Origin of the sequence: Bradyrhizobium jicamae (assembly GCF_001440395.1) — a bacterium.
In the GTDB taxonomy this organism is placed as follows: Bacteria; Pseudomonadota; Alphaproteobacteria; order Rhizobiales; family Xanthobacteraceae; genus Bradyrhizobium; species Bradyrhizobium jicamae.
Window position 1 is genome coordinate 946 of the sequence record NZ_LLXZ01000130.1, and the last position, 13,856, is coordinate 14,801.

Sequence of the window (13,856 nt, forward strand, 5' to 3'; positions counted from 1 at the left end):
AAGTGCCGGTGCCGCCGCGATCCTTGCTCGCGACTCTGGCCGGGTTGCCACCTGTAACTGTTTCTTTGCGGCTGATTTTGATGGTGACGACTTCCGCAGAGCCCTTTGCGGCCATGAGCGTGAAACTTTCGATCGCGGTGTCACTGGCGTCGACTGTATCCTCCAACGCAGCCAGGATCGCAGCTGCCACGATACTCATCGCCCCGCAACGGCGCGAGAGGGCAAGCGCAGAGAGCTCCGTCCGGCTGCTGATTCCGAGCTTCTGTCGCGCGTGATCGAGGTGAATCCTGACGATGTCCGGGGACACACCGAGCACCCGAGCAATCTCACTGTCTGACAAGCCTTCGGCGACGAGATCCATGATCGTCCGCTCGTTGACGGTCAGAACAGCCAGAACGTTATTGCCGAACGAGGCAGTTCCATTGGCTTGGTTCCCGACCCTCGCCCGGTCGGACCCCGGCTTTTCCAGCCTCAGGGACTGCACCAGCGCTTCCGGTTTCGCGCTCATCGAAATCGCGCCGCAAGCACCGGTCGCTATTGCCCTGGCAAGATCGCCGCAGGCGACAGTAGCAGTGAAGAACACCAGCCGGGAGGAAAGGCCTTCGTCGTCCATGACGGCGAGTATGTCGGAAGCGGTTACATCGGTGAACCCGTCCTCCAGTAGCACCACGTCGGGCGTCAATCTGCGAATGGATGCAAGGCAATTAGCTCCATCGAGACAGCACGCAACCACTTCGAAATCGGGCTGGGCTTCGAATAGCGATACAAAACCCTGCAGAACAATGGGACGTCGATCTGCTATCACCAGTCGAACTCGACGCATGGGCTTCTTCGTTCGGCCTCGCAACACAATGAGATGGCTCATCGTTCCGATGACTTAACTCCGTTCGACCGATCGCGTTCCTAATTCGTGGTAATAGAGCATGTGCAGGCACCTTTTTGGACGATGGGGGCGGATCGGCCCGTCTCGACAGCTCCATAGGATCCGCGCTCACTCGCCAGGTCCGCGCTTGGCTGCGCCGCGCTAGCGTTCGTTGGAGAAGTCCGGCCTAGGATGGCCGCACCAATCAGAGCCGCAAGGATTGCGCCAATGACTACAGCATCGCACGAACACGATAGTTCATGCTGCTATCCCATTTTTACGCGAAGCTATTCACATTTGTCCCTAGGAATCTTGCTGGCTGAGCTCCTCTAGGCGAACTTGCAGACGTGTCGAAATCGGTCCAAAATATTCGCAGGCTGGTTCCAAACACCGTGAAGCGCTGCCCTGCTGCCCAGATGGTCGTTGAGAACCCGACCATAAGTATCGCGCTCGCAGCCTGCATCCTCCATTCCGGCAAACTATTCATTAAGGTCTGCCAATCTGTGATATTCACCATGGACGCTGCCTGCGGCGTGGCCAGCCACCACTACAGCCGCCGTCGACATGACCATCAGAGTCAGCGTAGCAAAGATCCATCGGTAACGCAGGTCAATTGCCACTTGTTCCCGCCACGAGCCCCTTGGCTTCGACTAAAGCGGAAATAACCCGATGCCCTTTATCGCCGGTTGCAGCCGATTGCTGCGCAGGCGATTAAGGAAATTGGCATGTCAACGAAACCCCGACATCGCGCTGGTTCCGCGCTGGAAACTGCTCCGGGAAAAAGTGGCAACTTTCGATCGACGTCGGAATTGAGTCATTCTGGGATCGATCTGAGGGTTATTGCAATTAGCATGGCAAACTTCGAGAAAGCGGTGGTCTCCCTAGCCTCTCGAACGGCTCGACCGGATTGGACGCTGGTAGCACTGGCAAGCCTGTTCGCGGCTAGCATCGCCGCCTCGCTTCGCTATGCGTTCGGATAGAAGCCTCACCACCTTGTTCTAATTACTAACAATCTGTGAGTTACAGGTGTTTGGCGCGACACACATGTTTAGGAACGCCGTACTGGGTGTTGATTTATCCGCTGCATGCGTGACCCAATCAAAGAACCGAAGTACTGGCGAGATCGCGCAGAAGCGACGCGCGCGAAGGCGAAGAGATACTACGATGTCAGACAGGTTCGGCGAATGCTGCGCGTTGCTGAGGAATATGAGAAGATCGCTGATCGTGCTGAACAGGGGCAGCGCAGGGGCGAGCGAGATGCCGACTAGTTGTCGATTATTCTGACGCGCCCGGGTACAGCGGACTTCGCCGCTACGTGTCGTCAATATGCCCCGAGCCCAGTGCAGAGTTCTCGATCAGGCAACTAGTTGAGATAAAGCCAATGCAGAACCCTTCGCTCGATCCCGATGTCGCCGATACCGCGCCCTCCGATCCAGTATTGACCGTCTACGACGAAGAGCATGTCATCGCGTATCTGCGGCCGCTCGACGCGGATGCGAAAGGAGCTGACTGGCGCGAAGTTGCGCGAATAGTTCTCCATCTTGATCCGAGGGATGACGCTGATCGCGCGCGAAGGGCGTTCGACAGTCATTTATCGCGGGCAAAATGGATCGCAGAGCATGGTTACCGGGACCTGCTGCGTGGTGGTGCCCAACCTCTTTGGGGGCAGCCGAAAGCGCATCGATCCCAAAAGCAGTCGCCCCTCTCGCTAAAGGTCCGATCCGATCATGTTAGCAATACCTTCATTTCCGCCATTCATCAAATCGAGCAAGCTTTTATCGTTAGCCAATGGGAGATTCACCGATCATTCGCACGCATCACCCGGAACGATCTTGCTCGACTTGCGCAGATTGCTTTTTGATGATTTTTCCGATCTGTGCCGGCGACAGAAATACTCCCGTCGATAAGCGGACCGGCTAAGGTTGATCTGCTTGTGTCAAGGCGCTGCGCGTCATTACGTCCATGGAGACAAAAACGCTTGCAGCCGCTTCGTTAGTTTATCGCAATTCGCGGCCAATCTTCCGCATTAGTCACGGGCCGGCTCAAGTTTTGTGTTTGCGCGCGAAGTAGCCGACGTTATAGGGCTCGTCCGATTTGCGCCGCATGTCGCTGTGCTGTTTCGTCTGGCCATACTAACCGCTGGGATGCCGTGCGCGCTGAAGCTAAACGGCAACCAGCAAGCGCAGCGTGGCATCGTATCGAATACTTTGCTCGCCAACGAGCGCCATTGCATCGACCCTGGCACCAGTATCGTTGTAGGTGCCAAGAAATCCGATATGTTGGACCTTGGCCGCCATCGGTCGCGTGGTCGGGGTATGTTCTTGACTGGTTATTCTACCCTGCCAGTTTCCAGAAGAGCACTCATAGCTCCCTGTGTAATAGACGTAGGCGTCGCCGCCATACAACTGGCCGTCGCGCAGCATCAGGATTCCGCCCACTTCACCCTCCGCACCGTCGCGGGAAGTGGCATTCAACGAATAAAGCCCGTTCTTAATCATGATTGCTTCCGCGCGGCCACTGAAAATCGTAGCCGACATCCGCAGATTGTCACTGAAGGCCGCTCGCCATCAAGCCCCGAACGAAGTCGCACGGTGTCGCTCGTATCAGAAAAAACCCTCGATGTGGTCGCTGATCCCGATCTGACACCGTAAAAGTACGGGAATACTGTAATCGCATCATCGCGCCGCCTGAGAAAACAACTCGAACAAGGCGTGCCCACGACAGGCGCTTAGGGCGACCAAATCGCTTCCGCCATCGTGCCCGTGTTCGCCCGCTACGAGACGCGAACGCCATTGGGGCTCGCGACCATTCCTTTGATGTGGATCAAGGTCTGGAAACATAATTCCGAACCCCATCGGGCGGCGAACAACCGCCGAACCTTTGGAGGGCTGAAAATGATCAGATTGATTGTCGCCGAGCGACAGGAATTGCCACAACCGCGGCGCACGCGCTGCAAGGCGCGCCAAACCCTCACCTTAAACCGGGCCGACAAAAGGAAACGTCCTAGCGGCATCATGCTGTCGGTTACGAATTAGCCATGCCGTTTCTCGTGAAGGCTCGCAGGGACGATCAGTTCTTCACGGCCACCCTCGCAACAGCGAAGGAAGCGTTCGAACGCGCCGTCGAGTGGCAGGTCGTTGGGAGGGTCACGGACATCTCGATCAACGACGGCGACAAAACTTTTTCGATCAGTGAGTTTTCGCTAGTTATGGCTCTCGCGGAGATCGAGAATACGGTCGTTGCCGACGCGACGAAGTATTGAGTGCGTACGACGCCGCAAACAGGAGGCCGGTGCGAGGCCGACGGTTATGGCTGGCTACGCGCTAATGATGAGCCCACGCCCTGGTCTGGCATCGATCGCTAGTTGGGCGATCCGAACACCACGTACAGCACAAGCACGACTACCGCTGCTGCGGTGATGACTTCCTGGACGATCGCAAAGCGAGATCGCTGCATGCCGGAAGCGGACTTTCCCATCCGTAAGCGAGAAAGCGACTTGATGAAACGGCTCTGGCGCGGGGCTGGGGGCTTAAGTGCGCCAGAGCCGTCCTTAGCGTGCGCTCTTTCGAGCGCCGAATCATCATGCCGGGATAAAGTGGCAAAACCGTGTGATCGACCAAAGTTCAATGATCGCCATACTGCGAAGCCATCCCCTATATCGCGAGTTTTAAAACAAAGGCTATAAACCTCCGTTCCTAAACCGCTTCATCGTTTGCTATAGCTCGGTCTAGCGGCGCAGTACCGGATGATGCTGCTCCATTCCGTTAGAGGAAGGGGAGCGCTACCGAGCGTTCTTATCACCGATAGCTACCGAAGGCCGCGCGCTGATGGACGAAGTGCCTTCAACTCTTCTCTGAACGTTACACAGTATTTCAGTCGCTCAGCTTCTGTTGTGTCCGCGTCGAAGAAGGTGCGGGAAAAGTCGGCGAGCAGCCTCAATTAGCGCCTTGGCGGCGCCGGCTCCCTGATTAGGGACCACTCGCACGTCAAAGCCGACCTCGCGGATTGCGCTTTCGAGGACGTCGCTAGTACCTTGTAGCCATGTGCCATCATGCGGAAGGATTACCCAAGCTTTGCCCCGGCCGCCGAGCGGTACCCGGGAGGCCGCCTCCGACACCCGAACGAACCCGGCCGCACTGGCCTCCGCGTCGCATAGCAGTCTCGCCGACCCAATTACCCTTTCGGCCACACCCGAAAGGGCTTGGCACAAAGAGTAGTATATTCGCCGCAGCGACCGTGCTTTCGTTCCCATACGAATCAGGGAGTCGCCCAATGGTGGTTCCGAAGCAAGCAGATGTCGGTCGCTCGGTTATGTATCAGCCGATTGGGTGTCCTCCCGTCGGTGGGGTGATTACCGGCATAACCGAACGCCGAGTGTTCGTGCAACTGGGCGAACGTTCCTACAACCTGGCGGTCAGTCCGGCCGATCTCCAATTTTTGGAGCCGTCCACGCAAGCGGACCGAGAATCCATCGGCTCCGCTCAGTGATCGGTCTGCCTGCGCGGCTCCTACTGCGCGAAGGTCGGTTTGACGCGTACAGAACGGGCGGCGCTACAGTTCCCGCGCCGCCATCGAACCTGACCCGAAAAAAATTCCCGCAACTGCGGCTATTCGCATGCGCCGCCGCTCGCGATCCGGGAGGCCCAAGCTTTCAGACTCACCCCCTTAATTGATCGCGTTAGCCGTCCCGTGCGCCAAGGGCAATCAATCCATAACGTCGCTGCCGATTTGGCCGTATTGCCACATTGCCAATGCCAGACCGGCCGCACATAGAAGCCAGAACACAACTTCCCAATTGATGGGCCATTTTTGCATTGAGCGCACCGGGCAAGCCTCATTTGTTTTGCCTGCCGCTTTGATTCAATCGTTGATCTCGATCAATCGCAAGCCAACTGCGCAAATCCAAGCGGTCTCACCGGTCTCTCGTTCTCTCGTGCCATCCCTGCTCCTGGTTGATGAAGCAGCTCTCTGCCCCCGGCTGGAGCCACTCTTTACTGAGGCAAGCACCCGTTAGGTCAGCCGAACTGCGTTTTCCGAATCAGGGAAGTGCTGTTTCCTCCTGACGGGAGCTCATGTGGGATTACCATGCCGTTCAACCGCATCAGCGGTCCTATCGAGGACCTGCATATATGGACCGCGACGAGCAACGGCTTCTCCTTCGTGATCAGCTTTGAAACTCGCAGCGGTCCCGGCCTCCGCGGACGCCCGGGCTATTTGGCCTCTTGGCGTCCGATCCATCAAAGCCGATGCGCCATAAAGATCGGCGGCTCACCCTTTACGACGCTTGCTGAGGTCGAGATGGCCTGCACCGACATGCTCGCGCACCTGATCCGCCCAGCGTGATGGGACAATGCATCGCCATTGAGCGCGACTGCATGGCTTTGTCGGTTTTTGTCGACGCCGCGCTGAGCGCGCTATAGAGCCGGTGCCCCGCGCATGATTCACCACCGACGCACTGAACGGAAAACCCTGCGGTTCATCGACGCGCGACAGCGACAGGACATGGCGCACCAACAAAAGCCCCGAACGACGCCGGGCTTCAAGTTTGCTGGAGATCGCTTTTCGGTCAGTAGCGCGCGCCCACTGGCGCCCCCGTAACCGCCAAAGCGGTAGTTGATGCGCAAGGTGGGCATTAAGCGCGGCGCGGACTACCGGCCCCAGTTATGACAGCTGGCCGGGGCATTGGCCGCCGCCGGCAGCTTAAAAAGCGCATGGCCATTCCCAAGAGACGCCCATGGGATCGCATTTACCCCGCCATTATCGCCTCGGCGTTGCTGCTGCTCTGGGTGCGACCGCTCTATGCGTGACGAGGACCGCCGATCTTATGCCGCACGCGCGTACCCTCGATTTCTTGGGCGCACAATAGATAACGCATCGGCGGCCCCTCAGGCTTGTCGCCATCCTGGCGACCCGGAGGATGGTCAAGTCCACATGAGAGGTTCTGAAGGTCGCCGCCGGCGACCGGATAGTCCCCAAGTTCGATTCCGCCCGACTATGCTCGACCGCGCATGCGTGGGCAGAACCTGGTAGGCGAATATACACAGTCTCATGCGAGTGCATGCCCATTGCCAACGTCCTCGTTGGCGACCTCCTCCCCGGTGCCGGAGTGCACCTTTGCGGTTGTGATGCCGGGCTTCCGAGCGAGCGACTCGGCCTTCATCCGCGGACGCGTCAGGTGGCAGAGGCGGCACTCTCTTCACCCGCAAGCAACCCTTGTCTGCGGTATTCGGCGGATCCGCCGCTTACAATCGATTGGTAATGCGAGACGTAATCTGCGGCCATTCGCCCTGCAGTGAAGCGCTTCTCGAAGCCCTCACGCACGCGACCGCGATCCAGTTCGTCGAGCCGCTTCACGGCTTGAACGGCCTGCTCTTCGTCATCGACCACAAAACCGGTGACGCCTTCATCTATCACTTCGGGGACAGAGCCGGAGCGAAACGCGATGACGGGAGTGCCACAGGCCATCGCTTCGATCATGACTAGGCCAAACGGTTCGGGCCAATCGATGGGAAAGAGCAGCGCAGCGGCTCCCGCCAAAAACGGCTGCTTCGCCGCGTCATTCACTTCGCCGATGAGCCTGATCTGCGTGCCGTCGATTTGTGGTTCGAGCCGCTCCTTGAAATAACGCCTTTCGCTACGAGGCAGCTTGGCCGCGATGCGAAGCTGCATCCCGGCGGCGCGCGCGATGCGGATTGCGCTTTCAGGTCCTTTCTCTGCGTTGAGGCGGCCCAGGAAGGCAAGATAGGACCCTGCTCCGTACGAAGGGCGGAACAGGTCGGCGGGAAGACCATGATGGACGGTAGCGCGCCAATTCGCCCTGGCCAGAGGCAGGCGTTGATTGTCGGATATCGAGACGAAAGGGGCGTCGGAAAACTGACGGACCACATCGGCCAGCCCAGGCAGATCGAGCCGCCCGTGCATCGTTGTGAGGAAGGGCACGCCGAGGCGGCTGAGCAGCGGTAGATGCAGCCAATCGATGTGCGAGTGTACGACGTCGAAATCTTCGACCCGCTGCGCGATCGCCTCGAGCAGAGCGGTGCACGCGACTGCCGGATCGGCGGCGGGTCTGCCGAGGCGGAGTCCGCGAGGCCAGACTGGATGCAGCTCTCCGCGCGTGTGGGAGTCTCCACTGGCGAACAAGGTCACCTCGTGGCCCTGGCTAACGAGCTCGTCGACCAGCCAGGCGATCACCCTCTCTGTCCCGCCGTAAAGCTTAGGAGGAACGCTTTCGGCCAACGGCGCGATCTGGGCAATCCGCATGACAGCTGGTCCGAACCTTTGCTTCCTGGTGGTCCATGCGAGAACCAAGAAGACATACCGAGGGTTCCAACCTGGTTGCCGATCTTTCCCGGATTGAGGGCCAGACGGTGCCGCAAGCATTGGAGACCACCGAATGGTGCTGACAAGGAGGACAAGCAATTGCTCAACGACCCCGAGTGTCACCGTGCAACGCTTCCACGCGCTCCAACCCTGCAGCGGTGATCGTCCTGATCTCGTCGCGCTTGCGGCGCTTCATTGTATCCAACTCGACCAAATGCCGCACCTCCCGAATCAGCGGCTCTCGGGTCTCTTGGAGAGCCTGTGGCCGTCGTGTCGGTCCTCTTTGGCCGGCATTGGTTTGCCACCAAGCAACCCCGTGGCGGCGTCCGGATCAGGTTAAACCGCACGCTTAGTCTGCTGAGCGCAACACAACGTTTAGGCGCGCCCGATATGTTCGGTCTTGATTCCATGATGCTATCAGTGCTGACGCGCTTGAGGAGCCTGACATCAGTCAACTCTTCAATGTTCCGGAAAGACGACAGTAGCCAACGCCGTGTCCTGTCACCCTATCGCGGGAGCTCGCATTGTGTTGTGCTTGGCTGTTCGAATAGGAGACCAGCTATAGCACCTCCGCGCGAACCTGGGCCACGCCACGGTCTGTAATTCCCAAGCTGCGTGCAGCACCAAGCGAAAGATCGAGGACGCGGCCTCGAACCCAAGGTCCCCGGTCGGTGATACGAACGACTACGGATTTGTAGTTCGTCTGTTCGATCACGCGAACTCTTGTACCGAACGGCAAGCTGCGGTGCGCAGCAGTCAGCGCATCTCGGTTGAACAAGGAGCCGCTGGCCGTTTTCCTCTTCGAGTATGAGTAGTAAGAGGCTTTCCCGGTAAACGCGCGGTTGAAAGATCGAGATGCCGAGCGACCTGACGAGCGACGGCTTGTCTGCTCTCGCCCTGTCGAAGGTTGCTCTTGGAGAGTTTGCTTGCTCTCGTTGGGCGGCTCGGGAGCTGGTTCTGCGTGGGCCTTTGGGATGATGGACCATCTATCGTCGAAGGATTGTGCTGCAGCAGAATTTATTTGTACGCCCAACCAGGCCGGGACTGCAGCAATCGCGAGGATTCCAAAATGAAGCAGACGCATGACAGGCCTCAAGAACAAACTAACGACTATGAACAATGCAGATTGATGAGGCTGTGTTCCCCGAGCACGGACGATCGTCGCGGTGACGAGCGGTGAGAAGATACCGATACAAAGCTGGGCACGGCGACAAAGGCACAATGAGCAAAAGTGACCTTGCCCGTCGGCCATGAGGCCGCCGTGTCACAGTGCTGGGGATATTAGCCCAGTGTCGGATAACGTGCAGACGCCAACGGTTCAGTTGGTAGTTTTGGTTGCAGGGCAGCGGCGGCGGTTGCGGACTTGTTCGAGGAGCCTCCAAGCCTCGAACGAGTCCGCACTTGCAAGCTAGCCAGGTCTCAGTGCTGAGACCATTTTGAACAAGTTGTTCAGCTCACATTCAGTAGACTGGCCCTAACCTGCTCCGTTCATGGCAGTAGGTAGGACAGATGGGTTCCTTTGACCCGATGGCCGCCGCGATTGATTGGTTGGACGGTTACCGCACAAGCGTCTTTCGATAGCAGGCTTGTACTCTGAGGGCGCTGCGCTGGAAGGCTGCAACGGTCGGGCGACAGTAGTTGGCCGCGCCGCAATCACTGAATATTGGCGGCTGCAATTCGCTGAGAGTCCAGCTGGCGAACTTGAAGGTTTGCAGGCAGAGGGTGACGAGGTGGTTTCATACGTTGTGCCTGGCGAAATTCGCCAGGCAGCTCTCGAATTTGGTGACACGGGAGATCGTTAAAGGTTGATGCCGGCACCTATGAAGACAAAATTGGCGCGCACGCACTTCTGTCGAACGCAGTTTCTGGCTGAACCGGAACGCAAATCTCTATGCTGACGGCGCGAGGACCTCGGAAAATGAAATTTTTCTTCAGAGAACGCAGCATGCCCGTGATGGCATGCGAGCTTTGCTTGCAGCCTATGAAGTTCTTGGGCGATCACGCGGAATGCAGGCTGTTCAGATGCGAGAGCTGCGCTCTTGTCAGCACGGAAAGCGATGAACCTAAATCGCACGGCGTGCCGGCGTGAGCCTTCATTATTGAGTGCATCAGTCCGAGCCCCGCTGCATGCGTCTTTGCGCGGCCCCGGTGGTCCCCATTCAGCGTGTCGCGCGCCCGAAGCGCTGGATCGCCCGACCCTTCTCGGCCCAGCTTTGCGCGCGTCTGTGTCTTAATCCTCACACCGCGACTGAAAAAGCATCTGTTTGTCACTTTTCGAACCGACAGGGCAAATCCGTTTCATTTCGATGCTCTTACTGAGACCAGTCCAAAAACACGTCTGGTCGGCTAGGAGCCAATAAATGGATCGTTCCGTTATTGCCGATGTTCCGCGCGACAAATACGTCGAGCGGTGTAAGCAACGAGCCTTCGATTATCTCAACCGAGGCGATCTCAGAAGCGCGGTCGCCTCATTCGTCAACAATATGAATGCCCGTCCAGATTGCGAATTGCCACACCATTTCGCAGCGCTTGGCGTTCTGCTGCTGATGCAGAGCGATGCGCTCGGCTGGAAGGCGCTGATCGATGAGTTTAGGTGATGATTTCGCTTAGGTAGCATTTGAATACATAGCCTCGTCCTTTTTCGACATGCACTCGATGAAGTGCGGGCGAGCTAACATCTGCGGCATGAGGAGCCTGAAGGACAAGATCGCTACGGCGGCCGGTCATGTGTGTCGCCGGATTGTGGAGCGGCAACGGCGGCGCGTTGCCGATGGCGACGCCGGTCCCAAAGGGCAAGAGTTACTTAGGGCGTTTGAGGCATCTCTGCACATTTTGGAGGGTCACTTGGCCCACCTGTTGGAAGAGCGAGACGCACGGTAGGTCGCGTCCAAATGAACGCTCAGGATGCGCCAGCCTGCTTCCTTGCCCGCTCAAGCTCATCGGCAAGCCGCATGAAATGATGGTGCAGTCGGTCAACCCCCTTGATCAAGGCGGCGACCTCAAGCTCGAACTGGCGGTGACGCAGCTGGTCGACAACATGACTGCACTCTCCGCGAATGTGTTGCGGCTCATGTGCCGATGCACCCGGCACTCATGAAGTAATCCGTCAAACTGAAGGCCTCACGGAGGCCGTCATTTTTATCCTTTAGGAACATATAAGCTTCACAGGCGTCAGCGTTTGCATTCGGCCGGTTGCCGGAAGTCAACCCGGTGGGTGGGTTGGCGGCTCTGGCGTTAACACAGCAAGCGCCGCCATCAATGTCGCTGCGTGAACGCGCCTGGCAAAGATCACGAGAGTGACGCATCGCTGCCACATACAGATCACGATTGCGGGGCGAGATGTTTAGAGGAGCATCGTTGGATTGGCGGATGTACCCAATCATGGCGATCCAAGAGGCCCCCGGAGAGATAATCTTCGGGGGCCTTCCTTTTTGCCCTAAGCTTCCTGATGTCCATTGCTGAGGGCAAAGCCGACTTGAACCGGTTGTTCCCGATATCGGCTTTTGACCCGAAGCTGACCACCTGCGGGTTGCGGTTTGAGCCTTCTCTTCGAGCGCGGACGTGCTGGAGCAATCGTACGCTGTCGATTGCGGATTTTCCCGCTATGATCAGGAACTTTGTCCTGAATTCTTCGCATTCGGCTCCGGCGCGAGGAGGAGCGTGCCGGCATTGCGCCAGCCGGTGCGGCGGACACCGGGGTTGCGCTGTTTCGCGTCTGCCCCATTGCGCTTGCCCCGCCTTGGCTCATACTGACGCCTGATCAGCAGGACCTCCCGTTATGTCGACTGCCGCCGTGAGCCCCCTTGACGAGACGATCACGATCGCGGACCTCACGCGCGATCCCTATCCGATCTACAGGCGCCTGAGGCGCGAAGCGCCCGTATTGCGCGTCAAGTCGGTGGGCCGCACGTTCCTCACCAAGGCCGCCGACACCAAATACGTGAAGGACAACGCGGCGTTGTTCAGCTCCAACGATCCGAACACGCCCATGAAGCGCGCCTTTCTCGCGCATACACTGATGCGCAAGGACCACGACGAGCATCGGACCGAACGCATGGCGATGATGCCGGCCCTGATGCCGAAGACGATCGAATCCGTATGGGCGCCGCTGTATGCGAAACTGGCGGCGGCTTATCTCGACCGGCTCCCGCGCGGCGAGGTTGTCGATCTTTTTCCCGCCCTCGCGGGACCGCTCGCCGCGCGGATGCTGGCGCATGCGATGGGCATTCCGGACGCGAGCGATGAGAACATGCAGCGGTGGTCGCAGACGCTGATCGACGGCGCCGGCAATTTCGGCTGGACGCCGGATCCTTTCCAAGCGACCGACATCGCCAATGCGGAAATGGACAAATGTATCCGCGCCAACGCCGAACGCGTGCGGGCCGAGCCGGATTCCTCAGCGCTCTCCTTCATGGTGAACGCGAAGACTCCTATTCTAGAAAGCCAGATGATCGCCAATGTAAAAATTGCGATCGGCGGCGGCATTAACGAGCCGCGCGACGCGCTGCTGACGATCCTCTACGGCCTGCTCAACAATCCAGATCAGCTCGACGCTGTGCGCGCAGACGGCAGATGGCGCGCCGCCTTCGAGGAAGGGATCCGGTGGGTGGCGCCGATCCAGGCGAGTTCACGGCTCGTCATGGAGGACACCGAGATTCGCGGCTACTTCATCCCGAAGGGCGACACCGTGATGACGATCCAGGCCTCCGCCAACCGAGACGAGGACGTCTTCGAAGATGGCGAGAACTACAACGCGCTTCGCCAGCCCAATCCTCACCAGGCCTTTGGCAACGGCCCGCATCATTGCGCGGGCGCGCACCTGTCACGGCGAACTGTCGGCGACATCCTGATACCGATGCTGTTCGAGCGCTTCCCCAACATGACCTTGCCTGATCCCGCCAGCGTGCGCTGGCACGGATTCGGTTTCCGCGGCCCGCTCAACCTGCCGCTTCTACTGCAATAGGAACGGCGCGAGGGAATGGCGGGTTTTATTTTGCCCTAATCCGCTGCCGAAGATCGTCCGCAATTTCCTTTAAGCAGCTTGCCTTAAGCAGCTTGCCGACGAGTTGCGTCGGCTCTCTAGGGTAGATGGGACGAAGGCTCGCGCTCGCCGCCGCTTTTGACCCGAAGCTGAAGTCATGCGCGGGCGTCGGCGGAACGACCACGGTTCGGAGTCCAGATAGCGGAGGGGGCGGGTCGGGACCGATTACTGAACGAGACGCGCATATACATTGGGCTTGAGCCGGTAGGCATCCAGTGCGAAGTTCGAGAGGAGGAGTACGTTTCTCTCACCCTGGCACATCTGCTCGGCGATTTCTTTCGCGAGGAAATGGGTGGCTTCATCGAAGCTTCTCAGTTCTTGGTTACGGAGGAGGACGCTCAAGGCGATGTCGAGCGACTCGTCGAAGATTTCCATCTCTTTGGCGTTAAAATCGCTCATTGAAGGCCCGCCGCATGAAGACGACCTGCGACGGGCCCATGGGCAGCATGTCCGCAAGGGACACAAGCTAAGCTGTCTTGCCTACTGAGGTTCCGCACGGCGACCCTTCGCGGCAAGTTTCACTTCCCGGTACTGTAGTCCGGCCTTAGCGATCTCCTCGGAACGAAGTTCGCGCTCCGCCTTTACACGACGGAGATCAACCTGAGGGAGATTGCGGCGAACCGCGTCAGTGGC

General features: G+C 58.5%; 11 protein-coding genes and 1 pseudogene. 7 read left to right on the top strand and 5 right to left on the bottom strand.

Features of this window, described 5'->3' with window-relative positions:
* The coding region (locus CQ12_RS21675) for a LuxR C-terminal-related transcriptional regulator (RefSeq protein ID WP_157088380.1) at positions 1-865 on the bottom strand (865 nt) is incomplete at its 3' end.
* A gap of 1,378 nt (positions 866-2,243) precedes the next feature.
* On the opposite strand from CQ12_RS21675, the pseudogene CQ12_RS46490 reads away from it, so the two are divergent.
* Positions 2,244-2,513, top strand: a pseudogene (locus CQ12_RS46490) (DNA -binding domain-containing protein); the annotation flags it as partial.
* A gap of 511 nt (positions 2,514-3,024) precedes the next feature.
* Here CQ12_RS46490 and CQ12_RS21690 read toward each other — a convergent pair.
* Positions 3,025-3,360 (bottom strand): GrlR family regulatory protein, encoded by a 336-nt coding sequence (locus CQ12_RS21690; RefSeq protein WP_245310067.1) that lies wholly within the window; start codon positions 3,358-3,360, stop codon positions 3,025-3,027.
* Positions 3,361-3,624: 264 nt separating this feature from the next.
* On the opposite strand from CQ12_RS21690, the gene CQ12_RS44005 reads away from it, so the two are divergent.
* The 4 genes from CQ12_RS44005 (at position 3,625) to CQ12_RS21705 (ending at position 6,205) form a co-directional block, all read left to right on the top strand.
* A complete protein-coding gene (locus tag CQ12_RS44005) occupies positions 3,625-3,897 on the top strand; it encodes a hypothetical protein (protein ID WP_157088381.1) in 273 nt (90 codons plus the stop codon).
* Between the two features lie 2 nt (positions 3,898-3,899).
* On the top strand, positions 3,900-4,124 hold the full coding sequence (locus CQ12_RS21695) for a hypothetical protein (protein ID WP_057837344.1): 225 nt from the start codon (positions 3,900-3,902) through the stop codon (positions 4,122-4,124).
* A 1,010-nt stretch (positions 4,125-5,134) separates the two neighbouring features.
* Entirely contained in the window at positions 5,135-5,350 is a 216-nt protein-coding gene (locus CQ12_RS21700; RefSeq protein ID WP_057837345.1) for a hypothetical protein, read from the top strand.
* A gap of 597 nt (positions 5,351-5,947) precedes the next feature.
* The gene (locus tag CQ12_RS21705; RefSeq protein WP_057837346.1) at positions 5,948-6,205 is read left to right on the top strand and encodes a hypothetical protein; all 258 of its coding nucleotides are present in this window, start codon (positions 5,948-5,950) and stop codon (positions 6,203-6,205) included.
* Between the two features lie 828 nt (positions 6,206-7,033).
* Here CQ12_RS21705 and CQ12_RS21710 read toward each other — a convergent pair.
* Positions 7,034-8,122, bottom strand: a complete 1,089-nt coding sequence (locus tag CQ12_RS21710) for a glycosyltransferase family 4 protein (RefSeq protein ID WP_057837347.1) — start codon at positions 8,120-8,122, stop codon at positions 7,034-7,036.
* Between the two features lie 619 nt (positions 8,123-8,741).
* Positions 8,742-9,434: a septal ring lytic transglycosylase RlpA family protein gene (locus CQ12_RS47465; protein WP_083519414.1), complete on the bottom strand. Its 693-nt coding sequence runs from the start codon at positions 9,432-9,434 to the stop codon at positions 8,742-8,744.
* 1,108 nt (positions 9,435-10,542) lie between these two features.
* On the opposite strand from CQ12_RS47465, the gene CQ12_RS21715 reads away from it, so the two are divergent.
* Together CQ12_RS21715 and CQ12_RS21725 are read left to right on the top strand one after the other, a co-directional pair.
* A complete protein-coding gene (locus CQ12_RS21715) occupies positions 10,543-10,779 on the top strand; it encodes a hypothetical protein (protein ID WP_057837348.1) in 237 nt (78 codons plus the stop codon).
* Positions 10,780-11,960: 1,181 nt separating this feature from the next.
* Positions 11,961-13,145, top strand: a complete 1,185-nt coding sequence (locus tag CQ12_RS21725) for a cytochrome P450 (protein ID WP_057837350.1) — start codon at positions 11,961-11,963, stop codon at positions 13,143-13,145.
* Between the two features lie 243 nt (positions 13,146-13,388).
* Here CQ12_RS21725 and CQ12_RS21730 read toward each other — a convergent pair whose 3' ends face one another.
* Positions 13,389-13,622: a hypothetical protein gene (locus tag CQ12_RS21730; protein ID WP_057837351.1), complete on the bottom strand. Its 234-nt coding sequence runs from the start codon at positions 13,620-13,622 to the stop codon at positions 13,389-13,391.
* Between the last annotated feature and the right edge of the window lie 234 nt (positions 13,623-13,856).